This window comes from Sphingopyxis indica, from assembly GCF_900188185.1.
GTDB lineage: Bacteria > Pseudomonadota > Alphaproteobacteria > Sphingomonadales > Sphingomonadaceae > Sphingopyxis > Sphingopyxis indica.
In genome coordinates this window covers 568077-582415 of the sequence record NZ_FZPA01000001.1, presented here as the reverse complement: position 1 = coordinate 582415, position 14339 = coordinate 568077, and the positions used below count along the sequence as shown (strand labels likewise).

The 14339-nt window shown below is 65.6% G+C and carries 12 protein-coding genes; 5 read left to right on the top strand and 7 right to left on the bottom strand.

Translation table 11 applies throughout. The features are described 5' to 3' along the window. Window positions 1–91 precede the first annotated feature (91 nt). Genes mce through CHB69_RS02650 form a run of 3 tightly spaced genes read right to left on the bottom strand, consistent with a single transcriptional unit; the run spans window position 92 to window position 2484 of the window. Entirely contained in the window at window positions 92–529 is a 438-nt protein-coding gene (mce, locus tag CHB69_RS02655; RefSeq protein WP_089214392.1) for a methylmalonyl-CoA epimerase, read from the bottom strand. Beyond that, window positions 526–939: a hypothetical protein gene (locus CHB69_RS19585; protein ID WP_141133899.1), complete on the bottom strand. Its 414-nt coding sequence runs from the start codon at window positions 937–939 to the stop codon at window positions 526–528. The genes mce and CHB69_RS19585 overlap by 4 nt, the downstream gene beginning before the upstream one ends. Before the next feature lie 12 nt (window positions 940–951). Beyond that, the gene (locus CHB69_RS02650; protein ID WP_089214391.1) at window positions 952–2484 is read right to left on the bottom strand and encodes an acyl-CoA carboxylase subunit beta; all 1533 of its coding nucleotides are present in this window, start codon (window positions 2482–2484) and stop codon (window positions 952–954) included. Window positions 2485–2609: 125 nt separating this feature from the next. On the opposite strand from CHB69_RS02650, the gene CHB69_RS02645 reads away from it, so the two are divergent. After that, window positions 2610–4016, top strand: coding sequence for a helix-turn-helix domain-containing protein (locus tag CHB69_RS02645; protein ID WP_089214390.1), 1407 nt, complete (start codon window positions 2610–2612; stop codon window positions 4014–4016). Window positions 4017–4125: 109 nt separating this feature from the next. On the opposite strand, the gene gor is transcribed toward CHB69_RS02645, so the two are convergent. After that, complete coding sequence (gor, locus tag CHB69_RS02640; RefSeq protein WP_089214389.1) at window positions 4126–5472, bottom strand: glutathione-disulfide reductase; 1347 nt, start codon at window positions 5470–5472, stop codon at window positions 4126–4128. Between the two features lie 207 nt (window positions 5473–5679). After that, the gene (pgi, locus tag CHB69_RS02635) at window positions 5680–7185 is read right to left on the bottom strand and encodes a glucose-6-phosphate isomerase (RefSeq protein WP_089214388.1); all 1506 of its coding nucleotides are present in this window, start codon (window positions 7183–7185) and stop codon (window positions 5680–5682) included. 124 nt (window positions 7186–7309) lie between these two features. Between pgi and lepB the strand changes: the two genes are divergently transcribed. The 4 genes from lepB to CHB69_RS19995 are packed head-to-tail and all read left to right on the top strand — an operon-like array spanning window position 7310 to window position 9906. Beyond that, entirely contained in the window at window positions 7310–8176 is an 867-nt protein-coding gene (gene lepB / locus CHB69_RS02630) for a signal peptidase I (protein ID WP_089214387.1), read from the top strand. Continuing rightward, complete coding sequence (gene rnc / locus CHB69_RS02625; RefSeq protein ID WP_089214386.1) at window positions 8173–8856, top strand: ribonuclease III; 684 nt, start codon at window positions 8173–8175, stop codon at window positions 8854–8856. The genes lepB and rnc overlap by 4 nt, the downstream gene beginning before the upstream one ends. Next, the gene (gene era, locus CHB69_RS02620) at window positions 8853–9746 is read left to right on the top strand and encodes a GTPase Era (RefSeq protein ID WP_089214385.1); all 894 of its coding nucleotides are present in this window, start codon (window positions 8853–8855) and stop codon (window positions 9744–9746) included. The genes rnc and era overlap by 4 nt, the downstream gene beginning before the upstream one ends. A gap of 13 nt (window positions 9747–9759) precedes the next feature. Then, the gene (locus tag CHB69_RS19995; protein WP_170935404.1) at window positions 9760–9906 is read left to right on the top strand and encodes a hypothetical protein; all 147 of its coding nucleotides are present in this window, start codon (window positions 9760–9762) and stop codon (window positions 9904–9906) included. Here the strand turns inward: CHB69_RS19995 and CHB69_RS02615 are convergent. Together CHB69_RS02615 and topA are read right to left on the bottom strand one after the other, a co-directional pair. Next, a complete protein-coding gene (locus tag CHB69_RS02615; RefSeq protein ID WP_089214384.1) occupies window positions 9903–11027 on the bottom strand; it encodes an alpha/beta fold hydrolase in 1125 nt (374 codons plus the stop codon). The two genes, CHB69_RS19995 and CHB69_RS02615, sit on opposite strands and share 4 nt — an antisense overlap. A gap of 572 nt (window positions 11028–11599) precedes the next feature. Then, window positions 11600–14140, bottom strand: a complete 2541-nt coding sequence (gene topA, locus CHB69_RS02610) for a type I DNA topoisomerase (RefSeq protein ID WP_089214383.1) — start codon at window positions 14138–14140, stop codon at window positions 11600–11602. Between the last annotated feature and the right edge of the window lie 199 nt (window positions 14141–14339).

Sequence of the window (14339 nt, the reverse complement as noted above, 5' to 3'; positions counted from 1 at the left end):
ATTTTTCGTCATGCCGGACTTGATCCGGCATCCATCGCAGCAGTGAAGTCATGGACCCCGGATCAAGTCCGGGGTGACGATGAAATGAAGGTCAATGCGCCCCCTTCGGCGTCTCCATAATCTCGGTCAGCACCCCGCCCATATCCTTGGGGTGGACGAAGAAAATCGGCGTCCCATGCGCCCCGATCCGCGGCTCGCCGAGCACCCGCTTGCCCATCGCTTCGAACTCGGCTTTGGCGGCGTGAATGTCGGGCACTTCGTAGCACATATGATGCTGGCCCCCCGCAGGGTTCTTCTCGAGGAAGCCCGCGATCGAGGTGTTGCCGGGCAGCGGTTCGATCAGCTCGATCTGCGTGCCGTTCAGTCCGGTATCGGTCGGCGTATCGACGAAACACACCTTCACCCCCTGTTCGGGCAGATCGAACGGCTCGTGAATCTTCGTCGCGCCCATCACCTCGCGGTAAAAGACGATGCTGTCGGCGATCGACGGCGTCGCGACGCCGATGTGATTGAGGCGGCCGAGTTTCATTCGTCAAAATCCTTCATGATTCCAAACTCGTCGCGGAAGAAATCATCCGCCAGTTCTTCAATAGCGCTCTGCTCGAGCGGGATGGCAGGAGATCTCAGCGCTCGCTCCAGACGCGCCTTTGCCTCTTTAAGTTTCCGCTCGTTCCACAATTGATTAACGCGAGCCATCTCCTGATAGAATGCGACATAAATGGGGTCAGGACGATAAGGCCCTGGAGGGGGCAGTGCCGTCGCCGAGGCTGCAGGAACCGAACCAAATGTCTTCCGGGTGTTGATATGAGACACTGCTCTTGAATCGACGCCGAAGTATGCTGCCACATGGTGCTGGGCGTCCCCACGCTTCAGCATTCCCTTTATGAAAGAAGCATCTGTATCATTTAGTTCTCGATCATCGCCGTCGATTTTTGCCACCGCGCTTTCTCCTCACAGCGGAATATTATCATGCTTCTTCCACGGGTTCTCCAACTGCTTGTTCCGCAGCTTCCGTAGCCCCAGCGCGATCCGCCGCCGCGTCGAGTGCGGATAGATCACCTCGTCAATATACCCCCGCGACGCCGCGACGAAGGGGTTGGCGAAGCGGTCCTCATATTCCTTCGTCCGCTCGGCGATCTTTTCGGGGTCGCCGATGTCGCTGCGGAAGATGATCTCGACCGCGCCCTTGGCGCCCATCACCGCGATCTCGGCGGTCGGCCAGGCATAGTTCAGATCGCCGCGCAGATGTTTCGACGCCATCACGTCGTATGCGCCGCCATAGGCCTTGCGCGTGATGACCGTGATTTTCGGCACGGTCGCTTCGGCATAGGCGAAGAGCAGTTTCGCGCCATGCTTGATGATGCCGTTATATTCTTGGCTCGTGCCGGGCAGGAAGCCGGGGACGTCGACGAAGGTGACGATCGGAATCTCGAACGCGTCGCAGAAGCGCACGAAGCGCGCCGCCTTCTTCGACGAATTGATGTCGAGCACCCCCGCGAGCACCATCGGCTGGTTCGCGACGATGCCGATCGTGCGCCCCTCGATGCGCCCGAAACCGCAGATGATGTTCGCGGCGTGCGCGGGCTGCACCTCGAAGAAATCGCCCTCATCGACCGTCTTGCGGATCAGCTCGTGCATGTCATAGGGCTGGTTCGCATTGGGCGGGATCAGCGTGTCGAGGCTCATCTCGGCGCGGTCGAACGGGTCGCTCGTCGGCCGTGCGGGCACGCCGGCGCGATTGTTCTCGGGCAGATAGTCGAAGAAATCGCGGACGCTGAGCAGCGCCTCGATGTCATTCTCGAATGCCAGGTCGGCGACCGAGCTTTTGGTCGTGTGCGTGATCGCGCCGCCCAGTTCTTCCTGCGTCACCACTTCATTCGTCACCGTCTTGACCACATCGGGGCCGGTGACGAACATGTAGCTGCTGTCCTTCACCATGAAGATGAAGTCGGTCATCGCGGGGCTGTAAACCGCGCCGCCAGCGCACGGCCCCATGATGAGGCTGATCTGCGGCACCACGCCCGACGCCAGCACATTCTTCTGGAACACATCGGCATAGCCGCCGAGGCTCGCGACCCCTTCCTGAATGCGCGCGCCGCCGCTGTCGTTGAGGCCGATCACCGGCGCGCCGACGAGCATCGCCTTGTCCATCACCTTGCAGATTTTCTCGGCATGGCGCTTCGACAGCGATCCGCCGAACACGGTGAAATCCTGGCTGAAGACATAGACGAGGCGGCCGTTGATCGTCCCCGATCCGGTGACGACGCCGTCGCCGGGGATCCGCTGGTCCTGCATCCCGAAATCGACGCAATCATGCTCGACATAGGTGTCGAGTTCCTCGAACGAGCCTTCGTCGAGCAGCACGTCGAGCCGTTCGCGCGCGGTCAGCTTGCCCTTGGCATGTTGTGCGTCGATACGCTTTTGCCCGCCACCCAGCGCGGCGGCGGCGCGGCGGCGTTCCATTTCGGCGATATTGGCGGACACTCGGCACTCTCCTGAAATAGCGGGGGCTCGTGTGCCTTCTTGTAGCGCGTCGTGCAAATGCGAATTTGCAAAGTTGCGAAGTTGGAGTTTGCAAACTATCCTCCCCGGCACGGGGAGGATTTGCGGTGCGCCAACGAATCTTTGCGGGAAATCGTCTCAAGGCGCTGCGCCTCGATCGCGGCCTCAAACAGGCCGAGTTCGCCGCGACGCTCGGCATCTCGACCTCCTACCTCAGTCAGATCGAGCATGACGATCGCCCGCTGACCCCGGCACTGCTCGACCGGTTGCAAAAGCTCTTCCCGCTCGAATGGGAAGAGGTCGCGAGCGACGCGGGCGACCGCCGCGCTGGCGCGCTGCGCGAAGCGGCCGCCGATCCGCTGTTTGCGGCGTCGCCTCTGCCCCCCGAACAGCTCGAACGCGCCGCGCTCCAGCAGCCGCAGCTCGCCGATCAGTTCGTCGCACTTCACGCGGCCTATCGCCGCGCAGGCCAGCGGCTTCAGATCATCGACGAAGCGCTGACCGGCGGCACCGCAGAGGGCAGCCGCCTGCCGTGGGAGGAGGTGCGCGACTGGTTTCACGACGCGGGGAACTATGTCGACAGCATCGACCGCGCAGCCGAGGCGCTGGCCGGGCAGCTGCGCGGACGGGCGCCCTCCCCCGCAATCGAGACGATCGAACGGCGGCTGCGCGAAGCACTCGGCATCTCGATCGTCTATCAGCAGTCGCAAACCTTGCGCGATTTCGACGCGACGATGCGTCATCTGGTGATCGACCCGTCGCAGCCGCCCGAAAGCCGCCGCTTCCAGCTCGCGCACCAGCTCGCCGCGCTGGCATTGACAAAGGAGATTGCGGCGGTGGTCGAAGCCTCGCCGCTGCGCACCGCCGCCGCGCGCCAGCTCCTCCACGTCGGGCTCGCCAATTATGCGGCGGGCGCGGTGCTGATGCCCTACGCCCCGTTCCGCGCCAGCGCGCGCGCGGCGCGCCACGACATCGACCGGCTGCGGCTCGAATATGGGGTGAGCTTCGAGCAGGCGTGCCACCGCCTCTCGACGCTCCAGCGGCCGGGCGCGCGCGGCATCCCGATGTTCTTCTGCCGCGTCGACATGGCGGGCAATATCACCAAGCGGCACAGCGCCACGCGACTGCAATTCGCGCGCTTCGGCGGGGCGTGCCCGCTGTGGATCGTCCACGAGGCGGCGGCGATCCCCGACCGCATATTGTTCCAGCTCGCCGAAACCCCCGACGGGCTGCGCTACGTCTCGATGGCGAAGGGGCTGGTGAAGCCATCGGGCAGCTATGCCCGCGCACCGCGCCGCTACGCCGTCGCGTTGGGGTGCGAGGCGCAATATGCGGCCGATTTCGTCTATGCCGACGGGGTCGATGTCGACGCTCCGCACGCCGCGACGCGCATCGGCTCCTCGTGCCGCATCTGCCCGCGCGACGACTGCGACCAGCGCGCCTTCCCGCCGAGCGACCGGCCGATATTGGTGGACCCGGATCGGCGGGACGTGGTGCCGTACCGGATCGGGTGATCTTCTCCCCTCCCGCTTGCGGGAGGGGTCGGGGGAGGGCCTGTTCCAGAACGGAACGTGCGGAAGAGCGCCCTCCCCTACCCCTCCCGCAAGCGGGAGGGGAGTCTCTCTACTTCAGCAACACCAGTTCTTCCGCCATGCTCGGGTGCAGCGCCACCGTCGCGTCGAAATCGGCCTTGGTCAGCCCCGCTTTCACCGCGACCGCCGCCGCCTGCAATATCTCGGGCGCGTCGGGGCCGATCATGTGCAATCCGACGACCTGGTCGGTCGCGGCATTCACCACCATCTTGTAAAGCGCGCGCTCGTTGCGGCCCGCGAGGACATTCTTCATCGCGCGGAAATCGCTCGTATAGACGCGCACCGAACCGAGTTTGTTGCGCGCCTCGGCCTCGGTCATGCCGACCGCGCCGATCGGCGGGTGGCTGAACACCGCACTCGGGACATTCTTGTAATCGACAACGGTCGGCTGGCCGCCATAGACGCTATCCGCAAACGCCTGCCCCTCGCGGATCGCGACGGGGGTGAGCTGGATGCGGTCGGTGACGTCGCCGACGGCGTAGATGCTCGGCACCGACGACTGGTTGGTTTCATCGACCTTGATCGCGCCCTTGGCGTCGAGCTCGACCCCGACCTCCTCGAGCCCGAGCCCCTTGGTATTCGGCGCGCGGCCCGTGGCGACGAGCACGGCATCGGCGACGATCGGGTCGCAATTGTCCAAATGTACCGTCAGCGAGCCGTCGCCATTCTTCTCGATCGACTGAAAGGGCGCGTTGAAGCGGAATTCGATCCCCTTGGTCATCGAAATCTGGAGCAGCCGGTCGCGAATCTGCTCGTCATAGCCGCGCAGGATCGCATCGCCGCGATTGACGATCGTCACCTTGCTGCCGAATTCGTTGAAGATGCCGGCGAACTCGTTGGCAATATAGCCGCCGCCCGCGATCACGATCCGCTTGGGCAAGGTTTCGAGGTGGAAGACCTCGTTCGAGGTGATCGCATATTCGCTCCCCGGAAATTCGGGAACGAAGGGCCAGCCGCCCGTGGCGACGAGGATGCGTTCGGCGGTGAGTTCGGTGCCGTCGGCGAGCTGCACCTTCTGCGGGCCGACGATCGTCGCGCGGGTCTTGAAGACCTTGACCTTGTGGTTGTCGAGCGTCTGGCCATAGAGGCCCTCGAGCCGGTCGACCTCGCCGAGCACATTGTCGCGCAGCACATTCCAGTCGAACCGGCAGTCGGGCACGTCCCAGCCGAACTTGCGCGCATCCTTCAGATCCTCGGCGAAATGCGCGCCATAGACGAGCAATTTCTTCGGCACGCAGCCGCGGATCACGCAGGTCCCGCCGACCCGATGCTCCTCCGCCACCGCAACGCGCGCGCCGTGCGAGGCAGCGACGCGGCTCGCGCGGACGCCGCCCGATCCGGCGCCGATGACGAAGAGATCATAGTCGAAACCGCTCATGGAAAACCCCTGAAGATTGCCGCGAGCATTCGCAGCCGACGCCTATGTGGTTACGCGGTAACGGCTTGCCAATCGAATTTTGCATTCAGTGTAAACACCCCGTCATTGCGAGGAGCCGAAGGCGACGCGGCAATCCAGGGCTGCCCAAGACCGCTCTGGATTGCTTCGTCCCCCGGAGTCCGGGGTCCTCGCAATGACGAACGGAGGTTATTCGCCCAGCGCCGCCTTCATCAGCGCCTGCGTCGCCGGATCGAATTCGACCGTGCCCTCGGCCAGCCCTTTCGCCATTTCCTTGCCGAGTTCGACCCCGAACTGGTCGAACGGGTTGATGCCGAGCAGCACGGCGTTCGCGAATACGCGATGCTCGTAGAAGGCGATCAGCGCGCCCAGGCTGTGCGGGCTCACCTGGTCGAGCAGGATCGTCGCCGACGGGCGATCGCCGGGGTAGCTCCGCGCGCCGTCGTCGCTCGCGCGCCCGGCCATCAGCGCGGCGCCCTGCGCGATGCAATTGGCGACGAGCGTTTCGTGATGCGCCTCGTCGAGCAGATGATCGGGCTCGCGCGCGACGACGAATTCGACGGGCGTCAGATGCGTGCCCTGATGGAGCAGCTGGAACACCGCATGCTGCGCGTCGGTGCCGACGCCGCCCCAGGTGATCGCCGCGCTTGCCTGATCCAGCGGCTTGCCATCGAGCGTCACCGCCTTGCCGTTCGACTCCATCTCGAGCTGTTGCAGATAGTCGGGGAGCAGCCGCAGCCTTTCGTCATAGGCGAACACCGCGCGCGTCTGGCAGCCGAGGCGGTTCGCATAAAGCTGGTCGACGAAGGCCGCGAGCAGGCAGACATTGTCGGCGCCGTCGGCGAGGCGGAAGTGACGGTCCATCTCCGCCGCGCCTTCGAGCAGTTCGGCAAAGGCATCCCAGCCGAGCGCGAGCGCGGCGGGAAAGCCGATCGACGACCACAGCGAATAGCGCCCGCCGACGGTCTCGCTGAACGGCAGGATGCGCGTCTCGTCGATCCCCCACTCCATCGCCTTTTCGGGGTTGGCGGTCAGCGCGATGAAGCGTCCGGTCGGGTCCTCGACCCCCGCCTCCTCGAGCCATTGCAGCGCCGAGCCCGCGTTGAGCAGCGTCTCGGTGGTCGTGAACGTCTTCGATGCGACCGCGACCAGCGTGTGTTCGGGGCTGAATTTCGCGAAGGCCTCGCTCAGCGCCGCGCCATCGACGTTCGACACCACCGCGACGTCATAGCGGCTGTTGTGCCGCCCGAGCGCGTCGACGAGCAGGTCGGGACCGAGCGCCGAGCCGCCGATACCGATATGGAGCAGGTGGCGGATTTCGCCGAACGCGCCGGCCTCGATCGCGTCGACGAGCATCCGCATCCGCTGGTGCAGCGCCTGCGCGCGATGCACCGACTCCGGCGCGCCCTCGCCGCGTTCGGCGCTGTGTTCGGCGGCGCGCGCCTCGGTCGGGTTGGCGATGCCGCCCGAAAACAGCGTCTTGCGCCGCCCCGCGAAGTCCTGCGCCGCGGCAAGGTCCGACAGGATCGCGACCGCGGCTTCGTCGAGATGCGTCTTGGCGAAATCGAAGCGGATGTCGGCGACACTGCGCACCGTCGCCTGCAACCGCGCATCGGGATCGGCCGCGACGAGATCGGCAATCTTCTGCGGTTTCCAGTCGGCGAGCGCCTGCCAGGCTTTTGCGGCGGTGGTCATCGGACTTCCTTTTGTTATCCGTTGGAGATGTCGCGCCCTCTTTAGGACCGCCGCCGCGCCCATGCCAGCGCCGTCCGCCGATATTTGCTTGACGTGCAGACCTATTCGTCGCCAATGCCGCGCCATGACCGACGCCAGCGCTACCGCCGACAGCTCGCCCACCCCGGCCCCTGTTTCCGCCAAGGAAGAGGCGGTCGACACGGTCCGCTTCCTCGCCCTGCTGGCGATCGCGGTGCTGATCTTTCGCAGCTTCTTCCTCTCGCCCTTCAACATTCCGTCGGAATCGATGCAGCCGCGCCTCTTGATCGGCGACTATCTGCTCGTCAACAAGATGGCCTATGGCTATTCGAAGTTCAGCCTGCCGTTCAGCCTGCCGCTGATCCCGGGCCGCATCTTTCCGCGCACCCCCGAACGCGGCGACGTCGTCGTGTTCAAGGCGCCGCCGGTCAACGACAATGATTATATCAAGCGCGTGATCGGCCTGCCCGGCGATACGATCCAGGTGCGCGGCGGCATTGTCTGGCTCAACGGCAAGCCGCTGAAGCGCGAGAGGATGGCCGATTTCGTGATTCCCGTGACGCAGAATATGATCGACGCCTCGCGCACCAACGGCACCCTGCCCTGCTATGCGATGCAGTTCGAGGAGATCGGCGCGAACGGCGAGCGCCAGTGCCGCTATCCGCGCTTCAGGGAAACCTTGCCCAGCGGCAAGAGCTATGCGGTGCTCGACATCACCTCGATCCCCGAGGACAATACGCCGCTGATCACCGTGCCCGAGGGACATCTGTTCCTGATGGGCGACAACCGCGACCGCAGCGCCGACAGCCGCTTCCCGGCGATCGAGAACCAGGGCATCGGCCTCGTCCCCGAAAAGAATCTGGTCGGCCACGCGCTGGTGTCGATGTTCTCGACCGACGGCTCGGCAAGCTGGTTCAATCCCGTAAGCTGGTTCACCGCGGCGCGCTGGGAACGGCTTGGGGAAGGCTTTTGACGGGCGGCGTTTCCGCTGAAACCATCGCCGCCCTGACCGGGGCCGAACCCCGCGACCTCGCGCTCTACCACGAAGCGCTGACCCATGGCAGCAGCGGCGCGGGCGATTATCAGCGGCTCGAATTCCTCGGCGACCGCGTGCTCGGCCTCGTCATCGCGTCGGAGCTGTTCCGCCGCTTTCCCAAGGCGGCGGAAGGCGAACTTTCGTCGCGCCTTCACGCGCTCGCGTCGGGCGAAACCTGCGCGCGCATCGCGCAGGCGCTCGACCTCAGCGCGCACGTCCGCTTCGGCGCGCAGGCGATCGGCGACGGCGGGCGGCAGAGCGACAATATCGCCGCCGACGTGCTCGAGGCGCTGATCGGCGCGCTGTGGCTCGATCTTGGCGAGGAGGCCGCGCGCGCTTTCATCACCGACAAATGGGGCGACATGATCGAGGGGCAGGTCGCGGCGCCCAAGCACCCCAAGGCGGCGCTGCAGGAATGGGCGCTGGCGCGGAAGCGCAGGCCGCCCGAATATCGCCTCGTCCGCCGCGAAGGCCCCGACCATGCCCCGCGCTTCCGCGTCGCGGTGAGCATCGGAAAGCTCGCCGAGGCGGAGGGCGAAGGCGCGTCGAAACAGGCGGCCGAAAAGGCCGCCGCGGCGGCGCTGCTCGAACGATTGATACAGGACGACATAAAATGACCCAGCGCTGCGGCTTCGTCGCCGTCGTCGGCGCGCCCAATGCGGGCAAATCGACCCTCGTCAACGCGCTCGTCGGCCAGAAGGTCGCGATCGTCAGCCCCAAGGCGCAGACCACGCGCACGCGGCTGATGGGCGTCGCGATGGCGGGCGAGGCGCAGATCATCCTGATCGACACGCCGGGCATCTTCGCGCCGACCCGCCGGCTCGACCGCGCGATGGTTGCGGCCGCCTGGGGCAGCCTCGAGGAAGCCGAGGCGATCCTGGTGATGGTCGACGCCGCCGCGAAGCTGACCGGGCGCGTCGAGCGCGTGCTCGAAGGTGTCGCGGGGCGGCCCGAGAAGAAATATCTCGTCCTCAACAAGGTCGACCTGACCAGGAAGGACAAGCTGCTCGCCATCGCGACCGAACTGAACGCCAAGGTCACGTTCGACGAAACCTTCTTCATCGCGGCGAGCAGCGGCGACGGCGTGCCCGAACTGAAGGCGCATCTCGCCCAGCTGATGCCCGAGGGGCCATGGCATTTTCCCGAGGATGAGGTGAGCGACGCGCCCGAGCGGATGCTCGCCGCCGAGATCACGCGCGAACAGCTCTATCGCCAGCTCCACGAAGAGCTTCCCTATCAGTCGACGGTCGAAACCGAACTGTTCAAGACGCGCCCCGACGGCAGCGCCGAAATCCACCAGCAAATCTATGTCGCGCGCGACAACCAGCGCGCGATCGTGCTGGGCAAGGGCGGCGCGCGCATCAAGGAAATCGGCGCAAGAGCGCGCGCCGAACTCGCCGAACTGATGGGGCGCAAGGTCCACCTGTTCCTGCACGTCAAGGTCAAGGAAAATTGGGACGAGGACCGCAGCGTCTATCGCGACATGGGGCTCGACTGGGTCGATTGAGGCCAGGCTGAGCATGATCGAGTCGGATCGAGACACACCGCTTCCCCCCAATAGCGTCATTCCGGCGAAGGCCGGAATCTCGCCCTCGCATTTTTTCAGCAGCGGCGGGATTCCGGCTTTCGCCGGAATGACGATCAAGATGGATGCTGCTTTGCTCTAAATCCGCCGGCAATCGTCGGGCGGCGCCTCTCCATCGAAGCGCGCGCCGATCCACGCCAGCGTTTCGATCACGCTGTCCTTTGCACTCGCGCCATGCGCAGTACCGGGCATCTCGAACCACCGCAGCTTCGTCCGTTTGCGGCACACGGCCTTCGCGAACCTGCGCGTGACCGCGGGCGCGACGATCGTGTCCTTGTCGCCCTGCGCGATCAGCAGCGGTCCCGGCACGCGCGCCGGATCGACGCTGTTCGCGCGCGCAAAGGAGCCGAAGGGCTCGATCCTCCCGATATCCTTGCTGCGCGTCGCGCGCGCGATGGTCAGGATACCGAGGATGGTGCCGAGCTTCGGCTTCTTGTTGAAGCTGACGCAGTTATTCTCGGCAAGGCGGTGGATGATGCCCTGGTTGGTGCGGTTGGCGACGCTGTCGAGCGAGAAGCCGTAGAGCGTCGACCAGCTATGCAGCGCGAAGGAGAGCAGCAGCGCGCGCGCATTCTTGTCGCTGCCTTCGCGGAGGTTGGCGGCAAGGTCGGTCGGCGGCGCCGCCGCGGCGGTGCCGACGAGCGTCAGTTCGGGGGCATAGGAGCGCGCCGCGATCGCGGTCCACAGCGCGGCATGACCGCCCTGCGATTCGCCCCAGACGGCGAAGCTGCTTCCCGCCGCCGCGCCTGGTATTGCGCGCGCCGCGCGCACCGCGTCGAGCACCGCCTGCGCCGTGTCGGTGCCGACCAGAAACGGATGCATCGTCGGGCTGGCGAGCCCGATATAATCGGGCGCGACGACGACATAGCCCGCGCGCACCGCGTCCATCCCCGCCGAATAGGCGAAGAAGTCCGGGCTGAGCGAAGGCGCGCATTTTTCGGCGACGCCCCATGCGCCGTGCGTCCACGCGATCACGCGGCGCGGGCGCGGCGGGATCGCCTCCATCGGCGCGGCGACGATGCCGGTGACCTGGAACGGCGCGCCCTCCCCGTTCGCGGTCCAGTAACGCACGCGCCACGCCTGCACGCCGGGCGGCGCTTCCGGCATCGGGTCGGCGGAAATCAGCGTTCCGGGCTGCTGCGCGGCGGCGGGGATGGTAGACATCGCGAAGAGGGCGAGCAAAGCAGCGAGCAAGCGGCGCATCGAAATACCTCCCGATGCGGCACTCTAACATGCTCGAATATGGCGGTCATCCAGGTTTCGCCAGGATGACGGCTTTCGAGTGGGAGGCGACGTAACAAATCCTCCCCGCTTGCGGGGAGGGGGACCGCCGAAGGCGGTGGAGGGGGTCATCGTCCTCAAGCTGCATTGCGCGAGGACGCCACCCCCCTCCGTCAGCCCCTGCGGGGCTGCCACCTCCCCGCGAGCGGGGAGGATCGTAACGCTCTCCCAAGCGGGCATCGCCTTCAAAAAAGCCTTTCCTACATTATCCGGCTGTGCCAGCCTTCATCCGGCTCTTTCATCTGGTGGATAAAAGCGGTCGCTGCCTAGTTCGCGCGTGCGGCCGCGGCGAGGCGCGCGCGATGCGTTCGGCAATCCTCCCGGTCCAGATCGGGGGACGCAATGGGCTGAACTTTCCTGAACTTTGGCCTGAGCTTTGGAATGTCACGCGGCCCCTGCGCCGGCCGGATCCAACCCGCGACGACGCAAGAAGGCCATGGCGGTTCACCACCCCAAAACCGCCATCGGCCTCGGTTTGCGAACCATATAGCCGCCTATTTCTTAGACGCAGTTTTCTTCGCCGGCGCCTTCTTCGCGGCAGCCTTCTTCGGCGCCGCTTTCTTCTTCCCCTTCGCCGGTCCCTTCGCCGCCTTGGCGTCGATCAGTGCGACCGCTTCCTCGGCGGTGAGCGCGTCGGGTTCGAGCGTCTTGGGCAAGGTCGCGTTGGTGGTGCCGTCGGTGACATAAGGACCGAAGCGCCCAGCCATCAGCTTCATCTCGCCGCCGCTCACCGGATGCGCGCCAAAGGTCTTGAGCGGCTCGGCCTTGGCGCGCCCGCGTCCGCCGCCGTTCGCTGCATCGGCGATACGCGCGACCGCGGCGTTCATGCCGATCTCGAAGATTTCGGCGGTGCCGGCGAGCTTCGCATATTTGCCGTCGTGGAGCAGATAGGGGCCATAGCGCCCGAGCCCGGCGACGATCGGCTTGCCGCTTTCGGGATGCACGCCGACCTCGCGCGGCAGGCTCAAGAGCCGCAGCGCATAATCGAGGTCGAAGTCCTCGGCCGCTATGTCCTTCGGGATCGACGAGCGCTTCGCTTCCTTGCCGCCGCCGAGCTGAATATAGGGGCCGAAACGCCCGCTGCGCTTGGTGACCTCGAGCCCGCTGTCGGGATCGGTGCCGAGCGTCTCGGGGCCGTTGTCGCCGCCATTTTCGGTTCCGCCCGGCTGCGCGAACTTGCGCGTATATTTGCACTCGGGATAATTGCTGCACGCGATGAAGGGGCCGAAGCGCCCGCCGCGAAGCGCGAGCCGCCCGGTGCCGCAATTGGGGCACAGGCGCGGGTCGCTGCCGTCGCCCTTGTCGGGGAAGAGGTAGGGGCCGAGGAATTCGTCGAGCGCCGCGGTGATCTCCGACGGCTTCTGCTCCATCACCTCGCCGGTGCGCGGCTTGAAATCGCGCCAGAAGCGCTCGAGCACCGCCTGCCACTGCGCGCGGCCGCCCGACACGTCGTCGAGTTCCTCTTCGAGCCCCGCCGTAAAATCATATTCGACATAGCGCGCGAAAAAGCGTTCGAGGAACGCCGTGAGCAGGCGCCCGCTCTCTTCGGGATGAAAGCGGTTCTTCTCCACCGTCACATAGGCGCGGTCCTTGAGCACCTGCAGGATCGAGGCATAGGTCGACGGACGCCCGATGCCGAGCTCCTCCATCTTCTTGACGAGGCTCGCCTCCGAATAGCGCGGCGGCGGCTGCGTCTCGTGCCCTTCGACCTCGACCCCGTTTTTGGCGGGGGCATCGCCCTTGCCCATAGCAGGGAGCAGGCGCGCGTCGTCGTCTTCCCCATTATCGTCGCGGCCTTCGTCGTAGAGCGCGAGGAAACCGGGGAATTTCACGACCTGCCCGGTCGCGCGCAGCATCGTCTTCCCCGTGCCGTCGGTCAGGTCGACGCTCGTCCGCTCGAGCCGTGCCGACGCCATCTGGCTCGCCAGCGCGCGCTTCCAGATCAGTTCATAGAGCCGCGCATGGTCGCCGCTGCCGACCTTGTCCTTGCCAAAATCGGTCGGCCGTATCGCCTCATGCGCTTCCTGCGCATTCTTCGCCTTCGTCTGATACTGGCGCGGCTTGTCCGGGACATAGCCGCCGTCGTAGCGGTCGGCGATCGCCCTGCGCGCCGCGCTGATCGCGCTGCCGTCCATCTGGACGCCGTCGGTGCGCATATAGGTGATCGCGCCGTCCTCGTAGAGATTCTGCGCGACGCGCATCGTGTGGCTTGCCGAAAAACCGAGCTTGCGTGCGGCTTCCTGTTGCAGGGTCGAGGTGGTGAAGGGCGGCGGCGGGTTGCGGGTCAGCGGCTTGGTTTCGACCGCGTCGACGGTGAAATGCCCCGCCTTCACATCGGCTTCGGCGGCGCGCGCATCGGCTTCGGTGCCGATCGACAGCCGCTCGATCTTGTCGCCGCGCCAGCGCGCGAGCCGCGCCTTGAACGGCGTGCCCGCCATTTCGAACAGGCCGGTGACCGACCAATATTGCTGCAGCACGAAGGCCTCGATCTCGCGCTCGCGCTCGACGATCATGCGCAGCGCGACCGACTGGACGCGCCCCGCCGATTTCGCGCCGGGCAGCTTGCGCCACAGCACCGGCGAAAGGGTGAAACCGACGAGATAATCGAGCGCCCGGCGCGCGCGATAGGCATCTATCAGATCGTCGTCGAGCCCGCGCGGATGCGCCATCGCGTCGGTCACCGCCTGCTTGGTGATCGCGTTGAAGGTCACGCGCTCGACGACCTGCGGCAGCGCTTTCTTGTTGCGCAGCAATTCCTGCACATGCCAGCTGATCGCCTCGCCCTCGCGATCGGGGTCGGTCGCGAGGATCAGGCGGTCGGCCTGCTTCGCCGCGTCCTGAATCTCCTTCAGCCGCTTCGCCTTGTCGGGATAGAGCTGCCACTGCATCGCAAAGCCGTCGTCGGGATCGACCGACCCGTCCTTGGGCGGCAGATCGCGCACATGACCATAGCTTGCCAAAACCTTGAAATCGCGGCCGAGATATTTCTCGATCGTCTTCGCCTTGGCCGGCGATTCCACAATTACCAACTGCATGGAGAATGATTGTCCTTTTCGGGCCCTACCTACGCACGCGCGAGGGTGGCGCCATCGCCGCGTGCGTCAACTGAAAATTTCGATCGCGCCGACAACGGCCGGACGATCGCCGCATCGAAGGGGATGGCGGCGGCAATGCCGAACGACCAGGGGGCGCTGCACCGCCGATCGCACCAGCCCGAAAGTCGCGGCGAACCGT